This is a genomic window from Dactylosporangium sp. CA-092794 (assembly GCF_050948465.1).
GTDB lineage: Bacteria > Actinomycetota > Actinomycetes > Mycobacteriales > Micromonosporaceae > Dactylosporangium.
On record NZ_CP192044.1, the window covers coordinates 10,384,663 to 10,405,999 of the forward strand.

Here is a 21,337-nt window from a genome sequence, read left to right on the forward strand (position 1 = left end):
ATGCTAGGTCGCCCCCGGTCAGTGGAAGGCCGCGGGGGTATGGCCGACGTCACCTGAGGGACTAGGGCATAATGCCTCGCCGCCGGTTTTTGTCGTACCCCCGCTCTAGGGTGTCCCGCATGAGCGTCGAGCGGGCGAACACATTGACGGCCGGCTGGGCGTCCGTGTCACCCGTGCGGGTGTTCTCGGCCGCCGCGGTCTATCCGCTCCTGGCCCTGCTCGCCACCGTCGCCGCCGACCCGGCCCGCGCCGAGCTGCGCGCGGTCGCGCCCACGCCGCTGGAGCTGCCAATCCGCGCCGCCCTGGGCGTCTGGACCCGCGAGGGCGCCGCGCTCACCCTGGACTGGGCGGCCCGCTGCGACCCGCGCCTGACCGGCGACCCGGCCATCGACCGCCCGCTGCTCGACGCCTGGGCCGCCGCCCAGACCGGCGCCCCCGTCCCACCGCTGCCGCTGACGACCGCCGACACCTCGTTGACACTCGCCTGCGCCCTGTCCGTCGTCGCCGACTGGCGTGAGCCGTTCACCGACGGCATCCTGCGCCCCACCGCGGGCCCCTGGTCCGGCCGCCGCCTCGCGTCGCTGCACCGCCGCGGCTCCGACCTGTCGGCGCTGCGCGTCGCCGCCACGCCGCTGGGCCCGCTCACGCTGCTCACCGTCCCCGGCACCGGCCCCGTGGACGTGGTCCTGTGCACCACGGCCGGCGCCGCCCCACCGGGCGCCGTGCTGTCTTCGGCCGTCACCGCCCTCGCCGGCTCCCCGCCCGCGTCCACCGACGGCCCCGGCGTGACCGCCACCGTGGTCGCCGCCGACGACCCGGAGCCGGAGCTGGTGGTGAAGGTGCCGCGCTTCGCCGCGTCGGCCGCCCACGACCTGCTGCCCCTCGCCGACCTCCTGGGCCTGACCGCCGCCACCCGCGCCGCCGCTTTCCCGGGCATCGCCCCGGGCCTGCGGCTCGGCGCGGCGGGCCAGAGCGTCGCGGCCGCCTTCACCGCTCCCGGCTTCCGCCCCGCGCCGACGACCCCCGCCCCGGTCGTCCCCGTGCCGGCCCGCCCCGCCACGACCACCCAGCGGCTGCGCGTCACGGCCCGCTTCGACACCCCGTTCGGCTATTTAGCCGTCGACCGCCCCTCCGGCCTGGTCCTCCTGGCCGGCTGGGTCGACGCCCCCGAGGAGGCCCGGTGACCGTTCTGGTCTGGACGGCCGCGCCGCAGAGAACCGGTGTTGAGCGCGTCGCCTGGTTCGGCCACCGCGCGCTCGACGTAGTCGGAGCCTTCGAGCCGCAGCAACCGCAACGTCACCTCGCCCGGCGGCTCCTGTTCCACGAGCAGATACAGCGGTATTCGGGCGGCCGCGTAAAGCTGCGTCTTGATCAGCCGGTCCGTGCCCGCGTTGCCGGGCGAAACCACCTCGACGACCAGCGCCACGTCGCGGGCCTCGATCACGTCGCCCTCTTCGTCGGCGTCCGCCACGACCAGGTCCGGAATCATGATCCGTCCGGTGTGGAGGCGGACGTTGACGGCCTTCCAGGTGAGCAGGCCTGCCTTCGCGGCGGCGGCATCGAGCTCGAAGAACAGCAACGAGGCGAGGCGCTGGTGCCGCTTGCTCGGAACCGGGCTTATCAGCAGGCTCCCGTCAAGCAGCTCGATCCGATCGGCCGTCTCACCCAGCGCAAAATATTCCGCCTCGGTCCACGGGCCCTCGTGCTGGCTCAACTCCCGACGGCCAACGTCCCCGGCTCTCACGCCGAGCAATCTACCCCTAATGGCCCTGTGGCCCCGAGGGGTCATCTTCGTCCGCGTCGGGCTTTGGGGGTGTGGGGCTCGGGCGTTGCCAGCGGGCCGGGATCTGGCCTCGGGCCTGCATTTCCTTCCAGCGGGCGAAGGGGTCGAAGTCGTGTTCCAGCGGCTCCTGCGGCGGGCGGTCGGCCTCGGGGACGTGGACCAGGTTGATGCGGATGCGATACCACACCGAATTGATCCCGCGCATCGAGTCGACCAGGACGTCGGCCGGCTCCAGCAGCGGCCACACCGTGGGGTGGCGCTCCTTCCAGCGGTCGAGGTCGGCCAGGGCCTCCTCGCGGGTGGCGGTGCGGGTGATCTCGATGAGGGGCATGCTCGGCTGGCGGCGGCCGGTGCCCTTCTTGGCCGGCGGGCGCTTCTTGAAGGTGGCCGCCAGCTCCAGCAGCGGCTCCAGCGAGCCGCGGGCGTCCTCGATGCCCTGCCACGGGTCCGGGCGGCCGGGGACGGTTTCCATCGTGTAGGCGGCCGGGTCGCAGGCGGGCACCTCGTCCCAGGAGAGCGGGGCGGAGACCCTGGCCTCCTCAGACGGGCGCACCGAATAACCGGAGGCGGTCGTGTGATCCTTGGCGTTCTGGTTGTAGTCGACGAACACCCCCTGCCGCTCCTCCTTCCACCACGCGCCCGTGGCCAGGTCGGGCGCGCGGCGGGCGACCTCGCGGGCGAAGCCCTCGGCGGCGCGGCGGACCTCGGCGAAGGTCCAGCGGGGCTCGATGCGGGCGTAGACGTGGAAGCCGCGCGAGCCCGACGTCTTCGGCCAGGCGGCCAGGCCGTATTCCTCCAGGACCTCGCGGGCGATCAGCGCCACGTCCACCACCTGGCCCCACGGCACGCCCGGCACCGGGTCGAGGTCGATACGCAGCTCGTCGGGGCGATCGAGGTCCTCGGCCAGCACGGAGTGGGTGTGCAGCTCCAGGCAGCCGAGGTTGACGACCCAGGCGAGCTGGGCGGCGTCGCGCAGCACGACCTCCTCGGCGGTGCGCCCGGAGGGGTAGCGCAGCTCGGCCGTCTCGATCCACTCGGGGCGCTTGGCGGGCGCGCGCTTCTGGAAGAAGGCCTCGCCCTCGATGCCGTTGACGTAGCGCTTCAGCGCCATCGGGCGGCCGCCCGCGCCGCGCAGGGCGCCGTCGGCGACGGCCAGGTAGTAGCGGACGACGTCGAGCTTGGTGCGGCCGGACTTCGGGAAGTACACCTTGTCGGGATTCGTGACGGTCACCTCGCGCCCGGCGACCTCGATCACTTCCTCGGTGCTGCTCGCCATGGGCCCGACCCTACCCGCGGCGCTCCTGGCCGGCCGGGCCTTCGCCGTGCTCCTAGCTCGTCGGGCCCTTGCCGCGATCCCGCCCGTCGCCGCGCTCGGTCGGGTCCTCGCCGCGGTCGAGGGCGTCCCACAGCTCCGCCTGCGAGACCGGGCGGTCCGGCCGCTTCGCCGGGGCGGCCGGCCGCTCGTAGCGCGCGCCCATGCCCGGCCACGACCGTCCGGCACGCACCGTGACCGCGCCGGCACCGAGCACCAGCAGGCCGCCCAGCACGCACAGCAGCGGCCAGGCCACCCCGGCGCCGTCGCCGAGGGTGAGCAGCGCGGCGACGACCACGCCGGCGCCGGACAGCAGCAACAGAATCCCCACGACGAGCCGGGCCGCGGCCCGGGTGGCGAAGAGCGCGCCGGCGCCGGCCAGGGCCACGACGCCCAGCGCGGGCAGCCACGGCGCGATGTCGGCGCCGGTGCGGTGCTCGACCGTCGGCGCGAGCGGGGCCGGGCGCGCGGTGACCACGTCCTGCCAGCTCCGGGTGGCGGCGATCAGGACCAGCGCGGCGCCGGCGGCGCAGGCCACGGCCGTGATGGCCAGGCCCCGCCGCCCCGAGAGGTTCACCGCGCCGGCCGCAGCGTCTCGGCGGTCGCGATCGCGGCGAGCACGGCGGCGGCCTTGTTGCGGGTCTCGGTCTCCTCAGCCGCGGGGTCGGAGTCGGCGACGATGCCGGCGCCGGCTTGGACGTAGGCCATCCGGTCGCGGATCAGCGCGGTGCGGATCGCGATGGCGGTGTCCATGTCGCCGCCGAAGCCGAAGTAGCCGACGACCCCGCCGTAGAGCCCCCGGCGGGTCGGCTCGAGCTCCTCGATGATCTCCATCGCGCGCACCTTGGGCGCGCCCGACAGCGTGCCGGCCGGGAAGGTCGCGGCGAGGGTGTCGAAGGCGCTGCGATCGTCGTAGAGCTCGCCGACGACGGTCGAGACGATGTGCATGACGTGGGAGTACCGCTCAACCGTCATGAACTCGGGCACCTCGACCGTGCCCGGTTTGCACACCCGGCCGAGGTCGTTGCGGGCCAGGTCGACGAGCATCACGTGCTCCGCGCGCTCCTTCGGGTCGGCCAGCAGGTCGGCGGCGAGCGCGGCGTCCTCCTCCGGCGTCGCCCCGCGCCAGCGCGTGCCCGCGATGGGATGCAGCAGAGCCCGCCGCCCGTCCACCTTCACGTGTACCTCGGGTGAGGATCCCACTACGTCGAACCCGTCGAAGCGCAGCAGGTACATGTACGGGCTCGGGTTGGTGGTCCGCAGCACCCGGTAGACGTCGAGCGGGTCGGCGTCGGACGGCCGCTCGAAGCGCTGCGCGACGACGATCTGGAAGCACTCCCCGGCCCGGATCGCCTCCTTGGCGACCTCGACCGCCTTCGGGTACTCCCCGACCGGCGTCCGGCTGACCACCTCGCCGACCGGCACGACGTCCACAGTGGACACCAGCGGGGGCGTCGGGCGGGACAGCGCGGTGGTCATCGCGTCGAGCCGGCCGATCGCCTGGTGGTACGCCGCCGTCACCACCGCGTCGTCCGCCCCGGCCGCCGGCAGCACCGCGTTGGCGATCAGCAGCGCCGCGCCCTCGAAGTGGTCGAGCGCCACCAGGTCGGTGGCGAGCATCATGCCCAGCTCGGGGTGGTGCAGGTCGTCGAGGGCCAACTCGGGGAGGCGCTCGAAGCGGCGGACGGCGTCGTACGACAGAAACCCGACGAGACCGCCGGACAGCGGCGGCAGGTTCAGCGCGCGCAGGTCGGCGTCGTCGGCGGTCAGCGCCGCGATGGTGGCCCGCAGCACCTGGGTCGGGTCGCCCTCGGTGGGCACGTTCGCCGGCGGCGCGCCCAGCCAGTGCGCGCGCCCGTCGCGCTCGACGAGCGTGGCGGTGCTGCGGACGCCGATGAAGCTGTACCGCGACCAGACCGCTCCCGCCGCCCCGGCGCCCTGCTCGGCGGACTCGAGCAGGAAGGTGCCCGGGCCGCCGGCGAGCTTGCGGTACACGCCGACGGGCGTCTCGCCGTCGGCCAGCAGGCGGCGGGTCACCGGCACCACCCGGCGGGTGCGGGCCAGCTCGCGGAAGGTCCCCTCGTCCGGGGCCACGGCGCCGGTGGTCATCCGGTCACCTCCAGTGCGGTGAAGAAGCACGTGTGGTTGCCGGTATGACAGGCCGCACCGGTCTGCTCGACGGTGAGCAGCAGCGCGTCGCCGTCGCAGTCGACGGCCACGCCCTTGACGTGTTGCGCGTGGCCGGAGGTCTCGCCCTTCACCCAGTACTCCTGGCGGCTGCGCGACCAGTAGGTGGCCCGCCCCGTGGTGAGGGTGCGATGCAGCGCCTCGGCGTCCATCCAGCCGAGCATCAGCACCTCCCCCGTGCCGTACTCCTGGACGATGGCCGCCACCAGCCCAGCCTCGTTCCACCGCAGGCGGCCGGCAATTTCCGGATCAAGGTTCGATGCCACAGCGGCAATTCTCGCGCACCTCGGACACTCGGCGGTTTTGGGTCTATGGCAGCTGGTGCGGAAGGGGTACCTTGGCGGTGCGCCGCACGGAAGAACTGCGCGGTCGCCCACCCTTCCCCGCCTGCCGACGGCCGCCCCCTACCCGTCTACCCCGGGGGCATCCGCTAACGCCGGTCAAGCGGTCGTCGGTCCCGGGCGCCGCTCGGCCTCCCGGCGTCCGCGACCCCCAGCGCTGAGCCAACAGCAGTCCGAACGGGTGGCTGCCCCCGTTCGGACCGAGCGGACGGAGGACCAACCATGCACCCCAACTTCACCCCGCCGAACGACCAGTCGAAGCCGTCCCCAGAAGTCGCCACTTCCGAGGAGCACCCGGCCGAGGCCGTGGTGCCCGAGCCGCGCCAGCCGCTCGACGACGCCCCCGCGGCCGCCGCCGAGCCGCCGGCCGCCCCCGCCGCCGAGCCCGAGACCGAGGCGCCGGTCGAGGTCGCCCCGGCCGCCGCCGAGCACCTGGCCGACACCCCCGCCATCTCGGTCGCCGTGCCGGACGACATCTCGGGCATCGTCGGCCCCGCTGCCGAGGAAGAGGCCGCCGCCCCGGAGGCGGAGGAGGCGACCGCCGAGGTGACCGACGCTGGGGCCGCGGACACGGAAGCTGTAGCGGAAACCTCCGAACCGACCACCGAGGACGCAGCCGCGGAGCCGGAGGCCGTCCTCGCGACCGCCGAGGACGCTGACGCTCCGGAGGCTGCAGCCGCTCCGGACGCTGAGGTCGTGGAGGAGACCGCCGCTCCCGAAGCCGAGGCCGTCGAGACCGAAGCTGTGGAGGACGCCGCCGAGGAGACCGAGGCCGTCGACGCCGCCGCCGACGCTGTCGAGGACGCCGCGGAGGCCGCGGAGGCCGCGGAGGCCGCGGAGGCCGCGGAGGCCGCGGAGGCCGCGGAGGCCGCGGAGGCCGAGACCATCGACGCCGCCGCCGAGGCTGTCGAGGACGCCGCCGAGGAGACCGCGGAAGCCGAGACCATCGACGCTGCCGAAGCCGAGGCGCCCGAGGCTGTCGAGGAGACCGCGGAGGCCGAGCCGGACGCGGAGGCCGGCGACGAGCCCGAAGCGGTCGTGGAGAACGGGGAGCCCGAGGCCGGCGAGGAGGAGCCCGCCGCCGAGGCCGAGGCGACCGTCGAGCCGGAAGCCGAAGCCACCGAGGACGCCGAGCCCGAGGCGGAAGCGACCGAAGAGGCCGAGCCCGAGGCCGAAGTCGCGGCCGAGCCCGAGGCCACCGACGACGCTGAGGTGGAGGCCGAAGCCACCGAAGAGGCCGAGCCCGAGGCGGAAGTCGCGGCCGAGCCCGAGGCCACCGACGACGCGGAGGCGGAGGCAGCTGCGGAGGCTGAGCCCGAGGCCGAGGCGGGCGAGGACGTCGAGGCCGAGGCCGAGACGGCCGAAGAGGCAGAGGCGGGCGACGAGGAGCCCGAGGCGGTCGCGGAAACGGGCGACGAGGAGCCCGAGGCCGTCGCGGAAACGGCGGAGGAGGCGGCGACGGACGAGGTCGACGCCGAGGCGGTGGCCGAGGAGGCCGCGACGGACGACACGGCAGCGGAGCCCGAGGCGGAAGAGCCCGCCGCGGCCGAGGACGAGGAAGGCCCGGTCGCGGAGAGCGAGACCGAGGCGGCAGAGAGCGAGACGGATGAGGATGCCGACCCGGTCGCGGAGGTCGAGGCAGCGGACGGCGACGAGCCGGCTGCGGAAGCGCAGGACGTCCCGGCTGAGGACGAACCCGAGGCGGTAGCCGAGGAGGCCACCACCGACGAGGAGCCCGCCGAGGACGCGGAGCCGGCCGCCGAGGCCGAGGAGACGGTCGCCGAGGAGCCGGCGGCCGAGTCGGCCGAGGAACCCGAGGCCGAGGCCGAGGCCGACGAGGATGTTGAGATCGTCGCCGTCGTCGTGGTCGAAGAGTCCGAGTCCGACGCCGCCGATGAGCCGGCCGAGGAGATCGTTGCCGTCGTCGTGGTCGAGGAGCCCGCGGCCGAGGACGACGTCGAGGAGCCGGCCGGCGAGGCGGAGGAGGCCGACGAGCCCGCCGCCGAGACCGAGGAGACGGTCGCCGAGGCCGAGGAGGCAGCCGCCGAGGAAGCGGTCATCGAGGCCGCCGAGGAAATCGCCGCCGAAGAGGCAGCCGCCGAGGCAGCGGAAGAAATCGCCATCGAGGAAGCAGCCGCGGAACTCGTAGAAGAAATCGCCGCAGAGGAAGCAGCCGCCGAGATCGCCGAGGAAATCGCCGCGGAAGAGGCAGCGGAAGAGGCAGCGGAAGAAATCGCCGCCGAGGTCGCGGAAGAAATCGCCATCGAGGAAGCGGCCGCGGAACTCGTGGAAGAAATCGCCATCGAGGAAGCAGCCGCCGAGGCCGCCGAAGAGATCGCCGCGGAGGAAATCGCCATCGAGGAAGCGGCCGCGGAGCTCGTCGAGGAGATCGTCGCCGAAGCCGAGGAAGCCGCCGAGGAAGCGGCCGTTGAGGAAGAGATCGCCGCGGAGGCGGAGGCCGAAGCCGAAGAGGAAGCGGTCGCCGAGGCCGAAGAGTCCGAGGACGCCGAAGAGGTCGCGGAGCCCGAGGCCGAGAGCGACGAGGACGAGCCCGCCGCGGAGGCTGAGGAGGTCGCCGAGGCCGGCGACGAAGAGCCCGAGGTCGTTGCGGTGGCCGTGGTCGAGATCGAGGACGACGAGGTCGTTGTCGTCGCGGTGGCCGAGGTCGAGGTCGAGGAGATCGACGACGACGAGGACGAGGTCGTTGCCGTGGTCGAGGCCGACACCGACGAGGACGAGGAGCCCGAGGCCCTCGCCGACGCGGCGGACGATGAGGACGAAGACGACGAGGAAGACGACGTCGTCGCGACGGCCGAGGACGACGAAGACGAAGACGAGGACGACGAGGACGCTCCGGCCGCCGAAGCCGACGACGAGGAGGACGACTCCGAAGAGGACGAGCCGATCGCCGTCGTGGACGAGGACGAAGAGGACGAAGACGAGGACGAATACGCGGTCGCCGCGCTCGCGCCCGGGGACATCGTCGAAGAGCGCATCGTCGTGTGGAAGCAGAAGCGGGCCGACCAGTTCCGGCAGCGGCTGGTGAAGGCCGAGTCCAAGTTCGTCGACAACCCGGTCAAGGCGGTCGCCCGCGCGTCTGCTGTGGTCAGCGACGCGATCGAGACGCTCGCCGAGAAGCTGCAGGAGCAGCAGCACGCCCTCAACCCGAGCAAGACGGCGAAGAAGCCCGACACCGAGTCGCTGCGGGTGGCGCTGCGGCAGTACAAGGACTTCCTCGAGCGGCTCCTCTCGCTCTGATCGTCGCGTAACACCCCGGCAGGGGGCGGACCGGACACCCGGCCCGCCCCCTGCCGCATTTCGGGGTTTGACCGGGCCCGGATATTTCAACTACCGTTGATTTCAACAGACGTTGAGTTTCTCCACGGCACCCCCCCGGAGAGAGTGAGGAGCCACGATGACCAACGCGATCGAGGTCGAGCACCTCGTCATCGCGCGCGGCAAGCGGCGAGTGCTGCACGACTTCACCTGCGCCGTGCCCAGCGGCAGCGTCACCGGCCTGCTCGGCCCCAGCGGCAGCGGCAAGACCACGTTCATGCGCGCCGTCGTCGGCGTGCAGAAGATCATCAGCGGCACCGTCACCGTCCTCGGCCACCCCGCCGGGTCCAAGCAGCTGCGCGACAAGGTCGGCTACCTCACGCAGGCACCGAGCGTGTACTCCGATCTCACCGTCCGCGAGAACACGAGGTACTTCGCCTCCCTCTACGGCCTCGCCGCCAACGAGGCCGACGCGGTGATCAGCGATGTCGGCCTGACCAGCGCCAAGGACCAGCTCGTCGGCCAACTCTCCGGCGGCCAGCGCGCCCGCGCCTCGCTCGCCTGCGCGATCGTGAGCAAGCCCCCGCTGGTGGTGCTCGACGAGCCCACCGTTGGCCAGGACCCGGTGCTGCGCAACGAGCTCTGGCAGCATTTCCACGCCCTGGCAAAGGCCGGCTCGACGCTGCTCGTGTCGAGCCACGTGATGGACGAGGCCGGCCGCTGCGACCGCCTGCTGCTGATCAGGGACGGTGACCTGATCGCCGATCAAACCCCCGCGGCGGTACGCCAAAGCGCCGGCACCGACGACCTCGACGAAGCGTTCCTCAGGCTCGTGCAGGCCCGCGACACGGAAAAGGTGGCCTGAGCAGATGTCCCCGAGACTGACCCTCGGCACCGCCGGCCGCATCCTGCGCCAACTGCGTCACGACCGCCGCACGATCGCCATGATCCTCGTGGTCCCATCGGTGTTGCTCACGCTGCTGCGGTACCTCTACAACGACAACCCGCTGCTGTTCGACCGCATCGGCCTCATCATGCTGGGCGTGTTCCCGCTGGTCATCATGTTCCTGCTGACGAGCGTCGCGATGCTGCGCGAGCGCACCAGCGGCACCCTGGAGCGCCTCCTGACCACCCCGATCGGCAAGGTCGACATCCTGCTGGGCTACGGCATCGCATTCGCCGTGGCCGCCGCGGTACAGGCGGCCGCCGTCTCGGCACTGGCGTTCTGGCTGCTCGGCCTGGACACCCTGGGCCCGCCGTGGCTGGTCGGCGTGATCGCCGTCGGCAACTCGGTGCTCGGCATGGCCCTAGGCCTGCTCGTCAGCGCCTTCGCCAACAGCGAGTTCCAGGCCGTCCAGTTCATGCCCGCGGTGGTACTCCCCCAGGTCCTCCTCTGCGGCCTCCTCCAGCCCCGCGACCGGATGCCCGACTGGATGCACGCCATCAGCGACGTGCTCCCCATGTCGTACGCCGTAGAGGCCCTCACCGAGCTAGGCACCCACACCGACCCAACCTCGATCATGTGGCGCGACCTGATCATCATCATCGCCTGCGTGATCGTGGCACTCTTGCTCGGCGCCGCCACCCTGCGCCGCCGCACCCCCTGACCTGCCCCTCCCCGCAGCACCGCCACGCCCCTGACCCGCCGCGCGCCCCTAACCCGCCGCGCGCCCCTAACCCGCCACGCACTCCCGACCCGCCACGCACTCCCGACCCGCCACGCACTCCCGACCCGCCACGCACTCCTGACCCGTCCCGCTCACAGAGAGAGGCTCATGGCCCGCACCGGACGACGCCCCGGCAACCAGGACACCCGAGAGGCCATCCTGACCGCCGCCCGCCAGGCCTTCGCCGAACGCGGCTACGACGGCGCGTCCATCCGCCAGATCGCCACCGGCGCCGGGGTCGACCCGGCGCTGGTGCACCACTATTTCGGGGCAAAGGAGCAACTGTTCCTGGCGTCGATGGCGGTCCCGCTCAACCCAACGGAGATCATCCCCAAGATTTTCGAGCCAGGCCTGGAGGGCGTCGGCGAACGTCTGGTACGCACCTTCATCAGCATCTGGGACTCCCCCGCCGGCAGCACCGCGGTCGCCCTGGTCCGCAGCGCGATGCAGCACGAGTGGTCGGCCCGCATGGTGCGCGAGTTCCTGGTGGCCCAGATCCTCCGCCGCGCCACAAAGGCCCTGAACCTGGACCCGGCCGAGGCCCCGAAACGCGCCTCCTTGGTCGCCTCCCAGGTGATCGGCATCGTCATGATCCGCTACATCCTGAAGCTCGAACCCCTGGCCTCCATGCCCCAGGACGAGGTGGTCCGCACCATCGGCCCAACGATCCAGCGCTACCTGGCCGACCCTCTCCCCTGACCCCGCCCGCGGCCCGCAACAGGGCCACCGGCAGATCCTCCCCCGACGCCCCGCCCGGCCCACCGGCCGACCCCGCGCCGACACCTCACAGCCGCGCAACCCGCACCGGCCCCCACTACGGGCAGCGGCTCCTGGCTCACGCGTCCTCCGGTTCCGCGCAGTACGTGCGCGCCTCGGGCGTCATCAACAGCCCGAAGACCATGACCGCGACCAGGGCCGGCACCACCCCGAACGGCGTCGGCGCCGGCAACAGCCACGCCAGCAGCGGCGCCATCGCGCCGACGAACGCCCAGAACACCAGGCTCGCCAACCAGGCCCAGTGCTCACCACGCCGCACCCGCACGCCAAGAAAGACCAGCGCAGCGGCAAGCGGCGAAAGAAACAGGACGGCGTTGAAGAACAGCACGAAGTCCAGGTACCCGGTCCCCCCTTGCGCCACGGGATCCACCTGCATCCCGGACAGCAACACCCCGAGCGCCGTCAACGCCAACGTCAACATGACAGCGCCGACAGCATTGAACCCCGTCACCGCGATCCGCACCGACATCGGCACGTACCGCCGCCCCCCGGCTGTCATGCGCACAAGTTAGCGTATGGCGGCCCACCTGGCCCGCAACGCACAGAGCACCCGAAAGCGCACGCCGCGCAAAACCCCAGCCCCACCCCACCCAACCACCGACCGCGCAGCCCCAACCCCAACCCCAACCCCGCGCACCGCGCACCGCGCACCGCGCACCGCGCACCGCGCACCGCGCACCGAGCACCGAGCACCGAGCACCGAGCACCGAGCACCGAGCACCGAGCACCGAGCACCGAGCAACCACAACACGTGGCCGGACACCCACGACCCGTGCCGATCGACGCGACCGGGCCGGATGTATGTCTCCGTGATCATGAAGCACGCCGTGGCGAACCACGGGTTTGCCATGATCCCGGAGACTTCTGGCACACGGGTGTACATCAGCACTCCGTGATCATGAAAAACCGTTGGTGTCACCAGCAGGTGCAGCATGATCGCGGAGACTTCTGCTCGCTGCGCCGTGCTCCGCAGCGTGCAGCGCCGGCCGTGTGGAACCTGATCGCGGCCCACCGTGTGAGAAGACCTGCATCGCGAATCGCACTCGCCGCGCGCGGCCTGGACGCGCAGGCGGGGCAGCCCGGTCACCGACGGGCAGCGCGATCCCCGACGCGCGGGGCGGGGGTGCGGGGCGGGAAGGCCCAACGACGGACGGCGCAGCCCGGCGCGGCACAGCCCGGCGCGGAAGGCGCGGCGCGGAAGGCGCGGCGCGGAAGGCGCGGCGCGGAAGGCGCGGCGCGGAAGGCGCGGCGCGGAAGGCGCGGCGCGGAAGGCGCGGCGCGGAAGGCGCGTGGGGGCGGGGGCGGGGGCGGGGCGGGTTAGCGGGTTTGTTCGAGCCAGGACGCGTACAGGCGGGCGTAGATCGAGGTGGGCTGGGTGAGCAAGGTGGAGTGGGGGCCGCGTTGGACGATGCGGCCGTGGTCGACGACGATGACCTCGTCGGCGGACTGGGCGGTGGAGAGGCGGTGGGCGATGGCGATGGTGGTGCGGCCGCGGGTTACGGCGTCGAGGGTGCGCTGGAGGCGGACCTCGGTGGCTGGGTCGACGGCGCTGGTGGCCTCGTCCAGGACCAGGAGGTCGGGGTCGGCGACGTAGGCGCGGGCCAGGGCGACCAGCTGGCGCTCGCCGACGGAGAGGGCCTCGCCGCGCTCGCCGACGTGGGTGTGCAGGCCGTCGGGCAGGGCGTCGAGCCAGTCGGCCAGGCCGAGCTCGGTGAAGGCGCGGTGGAGGTCGGCGTCGGTGAGGGTGGGGCGGGCGAAGCGGACGTTGTCGGCGATGGAGGCGTCGAAGAGGAAGCCGTCCTGGGGGACCATGACGACGCGGCTGCGCAGGGAGTCGAAGCGGACGTCGGGCAGGGGGACGCCGGAGAGCAGGACGCGGCCGGTGGACGGGTCCATCAGGCGGGTCAGGAGCTTGGCGAAGGTGGTCTTGCCGCTGCCGGTCTCGCCGACGACGGCGACGCGGGTGCGGGCGGCGACGGTCAGGTCGACGTCGGTGAGGACCTCGGGGCCGTCGGGGTAGGCGAAGTGGACGTGCTCGAAGCGGACGCCGATCGGGCCGTCGGGCAGGGCGCGGCCGGCCGGGCCCGGGTCGGCGACGTCGGGCTCGGTCTCGACGACGTCGAGCACGCGGCGCCAGCCGGCGATCGCGTTCTGCGCCTCGTTGAGCACCTCGGTGGCGACCTGCACCGGCTGGACGAACAGCGTGGCCAGGAACAGGAACGCGGTCAGCCGGCCGACGCTGAGGTGGCCGCCGATGCCGACCAGCGTGCCGACGATCACGACGCCGCCCAGGGCCAGGCCGGCGGCGAGCTCGCCGAAGCTCATGCTGATCACGTTGTTGGTCTGGGCGCGGAACTGGCTGCGGCGGCTGCGCTCGATCGAGGCGTCGAGCCGCTCGCCGGTGCGGTGCTGGATGCCGTAGGCGCGCACGACCGGGGCACCGACGACGCTCTCGGCGATGACGCCGAGCATGGCGCCGACGCTCTCCCGGACCTCGAGGTAGAGCACGCTGAGCCGGCGCTGGAAGAACCGCACGACGAAGGCCAGCGGCGCGAAGGCGGCGAAGACCACCAGGGTCAGCTGCCAGGAGTAGACCAGCATGACGACGGTGGTGACCAGCAGCTGCCCCAGGTTGACCACGAACAGCAGGCCGCCGAACTGCAGGAACTGGCTGATCTGGTCGACGTCGCTGGTGACCCGGGAGACCAGCGCGCCGCGCCGCTCGGACTGCTGGTGCAGCATCGACAGATCGTGGATGTGGCGGAAGGTGCGGGCCCGGATGCCGGCCAGGGCGGTCTCGCTGACGATGAACAGGCGCACGTTCATCAGATACGAACAGACCATCGTCACCATGAGCACGCCCGCCGTGACCGCCACGATCTCGGTGAGCACGCCGAGGTCGGGCCCGCCGGGCGCCCGGATGCCGCGGTCGATGCCCTGCTGGATGGCGACCGGGACGGCGACCCGCCCGGCGGTGGCGAGCACCGCCAGGCCGAGCGTGCCGGCCAGCCCGGTGAACAGCTCCGGCGACAGCGCGAGCCCGCGACGCAGGATGCCGGCCCGCGGCGGCGCCTCGACAGTGGTGGTGGCGGTACTCACGCGCTCACACTCTCCTCGTCGACACGGCCGTCGAGGCGGTCGGTGTCGAAGGCGTGCTCGCGCTCGCGCTCCTCCTCGGCCTTTTCGTAGGCGGTGACCAGATCGGCGTAGCCGGGGGCGGTCTCGAGCAGCTCGGCGTGCGTGCCGCGGGCGACGACCCGGCCGCGCTCCAGGTAGACCACCTCGTCGGCGAGGGCGATGGTGGCCCGGCGATACGCGACGACGAGGATCGAGGCGGTCTGGGTCTCCCCGCCGGGGCGGCGCGGCGCGGGCAGGGTCTCGGCGGCGGTGCGGCGCAGGGCGGCCAGGATGGCTGCCTCCACGCGTGGGTCGACGGCGCTGGTCGCGTCGTCGAGGACGAGCAGGCGCGGTGCGCCGGCCAGGGCACGGGCGATGGTGAGCCGCTGGCGCTGGCCGCCGGACAGCGACGTGCCGCGCTCGCCGACGGTGGTGTCGAGGCCGCCGGCGAGCTGGCCGACGAACCCGTCGGCCTGGGCCAGTCGCAGGGCCCGCCAGGCCGCGTCGTCGTCGATGCCCGGCCGGTCGAGCGTGATGTTGCCGCGGATCGTGTCGTCGAAGACGAACGGCACCTGCGCGACCAGCGCGGTGCTGCCGACCAGGGCGTCCTGGGTCAGGTCGCGCAGGTCGACGCCGTCGAGCGTGACGGTGCCCGTGGCCGGGTCGACCAGCCGGGCGGCGAGGGCGGCGATCGTCGACTTGCCGGAGCCGGTCGGCCCGACCAGCGCGACGGTGCGCCCGGCCGGCACGTCGAACGTGACGCCGGTGAGCACGGGCGGGCCGGCGTTGCCCTCGGCGTCGCTGTAGGCGAAGCCGACGTCGGCGAAGCGCAGCGCGGCCGGGCCGGTGCCGGTCGCGGCGGTGGTGCCGTAGACGGTGTCGCCCTCGGCGTCGAGCACGTGCCGGATCCGCTCCCAGCCCACCACGCTGCGCGGCAGCTCGGCGAGGACCCAGCCGATGGCCCGGACCGGGAAGGCCAGGACGGTGAACAGGAAGGCGACGCTGACGACCTCCTCGACCTGGACGGCGCCCTGCCGGAAGCGCCACCCGCCGACCACGAGCACGGCGAGGGTGCCGAGGCTGGGCAGCGCGTCGAGGATCGGGTCGAACATGGCGCGGACCCGGCCGACCCGGATGGTGGCGTCGCGCAGCTCGACCGCCTTGGCGGCGAACCGCTCGGTCTCCGACGCCTCGCGCCCCATGGTCTTGACCACCAGGGCGCCGTCGAAGCTCTCGTGCGCGACCGTGCTCACCTCGGCCCGCAGCTGCTGGGCCCGGGCGACCCGGGGCGACATGCGGCGCGAATAGGCCACGTTGACCCCGAGCAGCGCCGGGAAGATGGCGACGCCGACCAGGGCCATCGCCCAGTCGGTGAGGAACAGCGAGACGACCGCGGCGACGAGCATCACCACGGTGCCGACGGCGAACGGGAACGGCGCGATCGGATACCACGCGGACTCGACGTCGGCATTGGCGTTGGACAGCAGCGTGCCGGTGGGGTGGCGCTGGTGCCACGCCAGCGGCAGGCGCAGATAGCGGCGGGTCACGGCGCGGCGGTACTTCGCCTGAAGGTTGAACTGCATCGCGCCGGCGCCCAGGCGGCGACCGAAGATGCCCACGATCTTGCCCAGGCTGATCGCGAGGATCGCGCATCCGCCGAGCAGCAGCGTGCCGAGCGCGACGCGGCCCTGGTCGAGGGCGGGCACGACGATCCGGCCCACCACGGCGCCGGAGACGAACGCCGTCGCGATCGTCAGGATGCTGAACAGCACGCTGGCGACCACGGAGACCGCGAACATGTGAGGCTCGTCACGGACGGCGTGCCCCAGCACCCGTAACCCCCTGATGAGCACCTTGCCGCTGGTCACATCCGCCCCCAGTTTCCTCGCGCCGGTAAGTAACCCGGCGGCACGCCTACCTTACCGACGACCTACGACAATTTCGGGGCTAGCGTTACGCGCATGACGTTCTTCGCCCGCGCCGAGCGCGCGGTGCTGGCCGACGCGCTGCTCGCCGCCGGCCCCGATGCGCCCACCCTCTGCGAGGGCTGGGCCACCCGCGACCTCGCCGCGCACATCGTGCTGCGCGAGCGCCGGCCCGACGCCGCGGCCGGCATCGCCCTCAAGTCCGCGGCCGGGCACATGCGGCGGGTCCAGGACCGGCTCGCGGCCGGCGACTACCCGGCGCTGGTGGACCGGGTGCGGACCCCGCCGCTGTTGCTGCGGCCGGCGTTCATGGAGGAGGCGATGAACCTCGTCGAGTTCTTCATCCACACCGAGGACGTGCGGCGCGCGTCGGGTGACTGGGCACCGCGGGAGCTGCCGGCCGACCACGAGCGGGCGCTGGCGTCGTGGGCAGGGCGCTCGGCCAAACGCTCCGCCCGCCGCTTCCCGGCCCGCATCCTGGTCAAGACGCCGGGCACGGAGCCGCTGACGGTCGGCCCGGGCGAGGGCGAGCCGGCGCTGACCATCGAGGGCGCTCCGGGCGAGCTGCTGATGTTCTTCACCGGCCGGCAGGGCGCGGCCGCCGTGGAGATCACCGGGCCGGACGATCTTGCCGAGCAACTGCGGGGCGCGAGACTCGGTATCTAGGCATCGTTTCGGTTTCGGGTCTAGCCGGTAACGGGATCGACGGTTTACGGTCACGTAACCGACGGACGTGACGGCAGTCACGGGCGACGGCGCACGCCCCTGGAGGCCGATCATGACTGAGACGCAGCGGATCGAACTGCCGTACCGCTCGATCCCGGAGATGTTCCTGCACCGGGTGGCCGAGACGCCGGACCGCCGCGCGCTCGGTGGCCCCGCGCCCGACGACGCCGGCGAGCCGGTCTGGCTGACCTGGCGCCAGGTCGACGAGCGCGCCCGCGCGATCGGCGCCGGCCTCACCACGCTGGGCATCCAGCCCGAGGACCGGGTCGCCGTGCTGGCCAACACGCGCGTCGACTGGGTCGTCGCCGACCTCGGCATCATGCTGGCGGGCGCGGCGACCACCACGGTCTACCCGACGACCGAGCCCGAAGAGGCGGTGTACATCGTCGCCGACTCCGGCTCCAAGGTCGTCATCGCCGAAAACGCCGCACAGGCGGCCAAGCTCGACGGCGCGGACCTGCCGAACCTGCGGGCGGTCGTGCTGATCGACGGGGCTCCGAGCGGTACCGAAGCCATCAAGACCATGAGCCTGGCGGACCTGGAGGCGGCCGGACGCGCCGCGATCGACGCGGACCCGGAACTGCTCGACCGGATCGTGGCCGGCATCGACGGCGACCGGCTGGCGACGCTCATCTACACGTCGGGCACGACCGGCCGGCCCAAGGGCGTCGAGCTGTTGCACGCCGGATGGGTCTGGCAGGGGTACACCCAAGGCTCGACCGGCCTGCTCGGCGCCGATGACCTGCAGTATCTGTGGCTGCCGCTGTCGCACTCGTTCGGCAAGACGCTGCTGTGCGGCATCGTCTACGTCGGCCTGCCGACGTATGTCGACGGCCGCGTCGACAAGCTGGTCGACAACCTCGGCAAGATCAAGCCTACGGTGATGTGCGCGGCCCCGCGGATCTTCGAGAAGGTCTACAACCGCGTGGTGACCGGCGCGCAGGCCGACGGCGGCGCGAAGTGGAAGATCTTCACCTGGTCGGTCGGCGTGGGCAAGCGGGCCTCCGCGCTCCGCCTGGCCGGGCGCGAGCCGGGCGGCCCGCTCAAGCTGCAGCACGCGGTCGCCGACCGGCTGGTGTTCAGCAAGCTGCGGGCCCGCCTCGGCGGACGGATGCGCGTGATGGTCTCCGGCTCGGCGCCGCTGTCGCCGGAGATCGGCGAGTTCTTCTTCGCCGCGGGATTGCCGATTCTGGAGGGGTACGGCCTGACCGAGACCTCCGCCGGCAACTTCGTCAACCCCGAGGCCGGCCCCCGCATCGGCACCGTCGGCCAGCCCATCGGCGACCTGCGGGCGAAGCTCGACACCGACGGCGAGGTGCTGATCAAGGGCACGCCGGTCATGCGCGGGTACCACAACCTGCCCGACGAGACGGCCGCGGCGTTCACCGAGGACGGCTGGTTCCGCACCGGCGACATCGGCGAGTTCGACGACCAGGGCTACCTGCGCATCACGGACCGCAAGAAGGACCTGATCAAGACCTCGGGCGGCAAGTACGTCGCGCCGAGCTACATCGAGGGCCTGTTCAAGTCGGTCTGCCCCTACACCTCGCAGGCGATCGTCGTCGGCCAGGCCCGCAACTTCGTGACCATGCTGGTGACGCTGGACCCGGACGCGATCAAGGGCTGGGCCGAGGGCACCGCGCTGTCCGGGAAGTCGTACGCCGAGATCGCCGCCTCCCCCGAGGCCCACGCGCTGGTCGAGGGCTACGTCAAGGAGCTCAACGCCAAGCTCAACCGCTGGGAGACGGTGAAGAAGTTCGCCATCCTGACCCGCGACCTGTCCATCGAGGACGGCGAGCTCACGCCCTCACTGAAGGTCAAGCGCCGGGTCGTGGAGAAGTCGTTCGCCGCCGACATCGACCGGCTGTACACGGGCACACTCGCCGAGATCGGCTGAGCGGCAAGACCTCAATTCACACCCCACAGTGTCGTGGCCCCCGGGAACCGCCATCCCCGGGGGCCACGACGCGGATAGGGACGAATCAGCAGCACCCGCGCCGGTCCACACCGCCACAAACCCGATAAGTCGGGCGCTCCGCGCCACGACTTATCGGACATATCACGATAAAGCGCGATCTCTCCGCGCGGCTCGCGGTAAGTCTCCGTGATCATGATGCCCGCGCTGACCGCACACCGGGTTTGCCATGATCCCGGAGCCTTTCGGTACACAGGGGTACATCACCACTCCACGATCATGAAAAACCCTTGGCGTCGACACCCGGACGCGCATGATCACGGAGACTTCCGGCCGCCGCGGCGCGCAGCGCCCAACAGGTGGGACGTGATCGCCGACCCGGCCCACCCTGGGACGCGCAGACCGGGCACCACGTGGCCGCCGGCAGGCATCAGGGCCAGCGGCGCCGGCTCCAGAGTGGCGCCGGCCAGCGCCGGGCCCGGACGGAGCACGGCCCGGACGGAGCACGGCCCGGACGGAGCACGGCCCGGACGGAGCACGGCCCGGACGGAGCACGGCCCGGACGGAGCACGGCCCGGGCAGAGCACGCCCCGGGCAGAGCACGCCCCGGACGGAGCACGCCCCGGGCAGAGCACGCCCCGGGCAGAGCACGGCGGCTGCGGGCCGGACACCCCCGGACCGCACGCGGCGCATCACGGCCGTGCCGAGCGCCGGCCCGCAGCCGACCACGCCAAGCGCCGGCGGACGTGACCGCAGCCCGCCAACCGCCAGTGCGGAGCGCAGCGGCTGCGGGCCGGGCACCCGACCACCTCGGCTGAGGCCCGCTCAGGCGACCACCGCCGGCGCGGACCAGGGGTGCCGGCGCGGGCGGTCCAGGTCGGTGCGGGCGACGGCGAGCCGGCGGACCGCCTCGACCAGGTCGGCCTCGGGCAGCGTGTACGGCAGCCGCATGAACCGCTCCATCGTCCCGTCCGCCCCGAAACGCGGCCCCGGTGCGACCCGCACGCCCAGCTCCTCCGCCGAGCGGGCCAGGGCGCTGGACACCGGCGCGTCGAGCTCGGCCCACAGCACCATCCCGCCGCGCGGCAGCGCGAAGCGCCACTGCGGCAGGTGCTCGCGCAGCGCCGCGACGAGCGTGTCGCGCTGCACCAGCAGCTGCTTGCGGCGCGTCTCGACGATCGTGTCGCGGCGCAGCAGCAGGCGGGCGGCGACGAGCTGGTCGAGCACCGGCGAGGCCATGTCCACGCCGACCCGGGCCGCGGCCAGCCGGGCGATGAGCGGCGCCGGGCCGCGCACCCAGCCGATCCGCAGGCCGCCCCAGAAGGCCTTGCTCATCCCGCCGATGGTCAGCACCCGGGCGGTACGGTCGAACGCGGCGATCGCGGGCGGCATGGCCTCGTCGGTCAGGTCGGGGTCCAGGGGCAGGTCGACGAACGACTCGTCGACGATCAAGTCGGTGCCGGCGGCGTGGGCGGCGGCGGGCAGCCGCTCGCGCAGCGAGGCCGGCATGAGGTGGCCGGTCGGGTTGTGGAACTCGGGGATGACGTAGGCGACCCGGGCCTGCGCCGCCCGCACCGTCGACAGCAACAGGTCGGCGTCCCAGCCGTCGGGGCCGATCGCGTAGGCGCTCAGTCGCGCCCGGCCGGCCAGGAAGGCGCTCAGGGCGTTCGGATACGTCGGCGTCTCCACCAGCGCCCGCTGCCCGGGCGCGACGAGCAGCCGCAGCAGCAGGTCGAGCGCCTGCTGCACGCCGCCGGTGATCATCACCTGGTCGGGCTCGGTGGGCAGGCCGCGCTCGCAGTAGCGGCGGGCGACCGCCTCGCGCAGCACGAGCAGCCCGGCCGGCTGGTAGCCGGGGCCGCACAGATACGGCTCCAGGTCGGCGACGGCCTCGGTGGCGGCCGCGGCGAACTCGGGCGGGGCGGGCATCGCGGCGCAGCCCAGGTCGATCAGGTCGGCGTCGTCGCTGGGGGTCCACAGTCCGGAGGTGCCGACCCGGTGCCCGGCGGGCAGCTCGGTCCAGCTGCCGGCGCCGCGGCGGCTGGACAGGTGCCCGCTCTCGCGCAGTTCCCGATATGCGGCGGTGACGGTGGTACGGCTGATGCCCAGCGCCGCCGCGAGTTCCCGCTCGGCGGGCAGCCGCACGCCCAGGGCCAGCCGCCCGTCGATGAGCAGGCCGCGCACGGCGTTGGCGAGCACCACGTACTCCGGGCGGCGCCCGCCGGGGCCGCGCACCCCGACCGCGACTTGCCAGGCGTTGAGCATGCGGGCCATCTGGGCGCCACGGACGATCGCTGACAAGGCCACTCCC

General features: G+C 73.0%; 16 protein-coding genes. 7 read left to right on the forward strand and 9 right to left on the reverse strand.

Annotated features, from left to right (window positions below):
• The first annotated feature begins 119 nt into the window (after positions 1–119).
• On the forward strand, positions 120–1,184 hold the full coding sequence (locus ACQPXD_RS44735) for a hypothetical protein (protein ID WP_432829256.1): 1,065 nt from the start codon (positions 120–122) through the stop codon (positions 1,182–1,184).
• On the opposite strand, the gene ACQPXD_RS44740 is transcribed toward ACQPXD_RS44735, so the two are convergent.
• The 5 genes from ACQPXD_RS44740 to hisI are packed head-to-tail and all read right to left on the reverse strand — an operon-like array spanning position 1,109 to position 5,557.
• Positions 1,109–1,744, reverse strand: a complete 636-nt coding sequence (locus tag ACQPXD_RS44740; protein ID WP_432829258.1) for a Uma2 family endonuclease — start codon at positions 1,742–1,744, stop codon at positions 1,109–1,111. The genes ACQPXD_RS44735 and ACQPXD_RS44740 overlap by 76 nt on opposite strands.
• Positions 1,745–1,760: 16 nt before the next feature.
• Positions 1,761–3,059, reverse strand: coding sequence for a non-homologous end-joining DNA ligase (ligD, locus tag ACQPXD_RS44745; RefSeq protein WP_432829260.1), 1,299 nt, complete (start codon positions 3,057–3,059; stop codon positions 1,761–1,763).
• Between the two features lie 52 nt (positions 3,060–3,111).
• The gene (locus ACQPXD_RS44750) at positions 3,112–3,672 is read right to left on the reverse strand and encodes a Trp biosynthesis-associated membrane protein (protein ID WP_432829262.1); all 561 of its coding nucleotides are present in this window, start codon (positions 3,670–3,672) and stop codon (positions 3,112–3,114) included.
• Positions 3,669–5,204 carry an anthranilate synthase component I gene (locus ACQPXD_RS44755; protein WP_432829264.1) on the reverse strand — a complete coding sequence of 512 codons (1,536 nt, stop codon included), beginning with the start codon at positions 5,202–5,204 and terminating at the stop codon, positions 3,669–3,671. Before ACQPXD_RS44755 ends, ACQPXD_RS44750 begins: the two co-directional genes overlap by 4 nt.
• Positions 5,201–5,557 carry a phosphoribosyl-AMP cyclohydrolase gene (gene hisI, locus ACQPXD_RS44760; protein WP_432844186.1) on the reverse strand — a complete coding sequence of 119 codons (357 nt, stop codon included), beginning with the start codon at positions 5,555–5,557 and terminating at the stop codon, positions 5,201–5,203. Before hisI ends, ACQPXD_RS44755 begins: the two co-directional genes overlap by 4 nt.
• A 288-nt stretch (positions 5,558–5,845) precedes the next feature.
• On the opposite strand from hisI, the gene ACQPXD_RS44765 reads away from it, so the two are divergent.
• From ACQPXD_RS44765 to ACQPXD_RS44780, 4 genes are all read left to right on the forward strand, one after another.
• Positions 5,846–8,881: a hypothetical protein gene (locus tag ACQPXD_RS44765; protein ID WP_432829266.1), complete on the forward strand. Its 3,036-nt coding sequence runs from the start codon at positions 5,846–5,848 to the stop codon at positions 8,879–8,881.
• Between the two features lie 157 nt (positions 8,882–9,038).
• Positions 9,039–9,764, forward strand: a complete 726-nt coding sequence (locus tag ACQPXD_RS44770) for an ABC transporter ATP-binding protein (protein ID WP_432829268.1) — start codon at positions 9,039–9,041, stop codon at positions 9,762–9,764.
• 4 nt (positions 9,765–9,768) lie between these two features.
• Entirely contained in the window at positions 9,769–10,506 is a 738-nt protein-coding gene (locus tag ACQPXD_RS44775) for an ABC transporter permease (RefSeq protein WP_432829270.1), read from the forward strand.
• A gap of 168 nt (positions 10,507–10,674) precedes the next feature.
• Complete coding sequence (locus tag ACQPXD_RS44780) at positions 10,675–11,265, forward strand: TetR family transcriptional regulator (RefSeq protein ID WP_432829272.1); 591 nt, start codon at positions 10,675–10,677, stop codon at positions 11,263–11,265.
• Positions 11,266–11,401: 136 nt separating this feature from the next.
• Here the strand turns inward: ACQPXD_RS44780 and ACQPXD_RS44785 are convergent, their stop codons facing one another.
• The 3 genes from ACQPXD_RS44785 to ACQPXD_RS44795 all read right to left on the reverse strand — a co-directional run bounded on the left by ACQPXD_RS44785 (position 11,402) and on the right by ACQPXD_RS44795 (position 16,313).
• Complete coding sequence (locus tag ACQPXD_RS44785) at positions 11,402–11,842, reverse strand: hypothetical protein (RefSeq protein ID WP_432829274.1); 441 nt, start codon at positions 11,840–11,842, stop codon at positions 11,402–11,404.
• Positions 11,843–12,660: 818 nt separating this feature from the next.
• Positions 12,661–14,442 (reverse strand): ABC transporter ATP-binding protein, encoded by a 1,782-nt coding sequence (locus tag ACQPXD_RS44790; protein ID WP_432829276.1) that lies wholly within the window; start codon positions 14,440–14,442, stop codon positions 12,661–12,663.
• On the reverse strand, positions 14,439–16,313 hold the full coding sequence (locus ACQPXD_RS44795) for an ABC transporter ATP-binding protein (protein WP_432844188.1): 1,875 nt from the start codon (positions 16,311–16,313) through the stop codon (positions 14,439–14,441). Before ACQPXD_RS44795 ends, ACQPXD_RS44790 begins: the two co-directional genes overlap by 4 nt.
• Positions 16,314–16,421: 108 nt before the next feature.
• Here ACQPXD_RS44795 and ACQPXD_RS44800 point away from each other — a divergent pair, with 108 nt between their 5' ends.
• Together ACQPXD_RS44800 and ACQPXD_RS44805 are read left to right on the forward strand one after the other, a co-directional pair.
• The gene (locus tag ACQPXD_RS44800) at positions 16,422–17,051 is read left to right on the forward strand and encodes a TIGR03085 family metal-binding protein (protein ID WP_432829278.1); all 630 of its coding nucleotides are present in this window, start codon (positions 16,422–16,424) and stop codon (positions 17,049–17,051) included.
• A gap of 112 nt (positions 17,052–17,163) precedes the next feature.
• Positions 17,164–19,008 (forward strand): AMP-dependent synthetase/ligase, encoded by a 1,845-nt coding sequence (locus ACQPXD_RS44805; protein ID WP_432829280.1) that lies wholly within the window; start codon positions 17,164–17,166, stop codon positions 19,006–19,008.
• Positions 19,009–19,851: 843 nt separating this feature from the next.
• Here ACQPXD_RS44805 and ACQPXD_RS44810 read toward each other — a convergent pair.
• Positions 19,852–21,327, reverse strand: coding sequence for a PLP-dependent aminotransferase family protein (locus ACQPXD_RS44810; protein ID WP_432829282.1), 1,476 nt, complete (start codon positions 21,325–21,327; stop codon positions 19,852–19,854).
• Between the last annotated feature and the right edge of the window lie 10 nt (positions 21,328–21,337).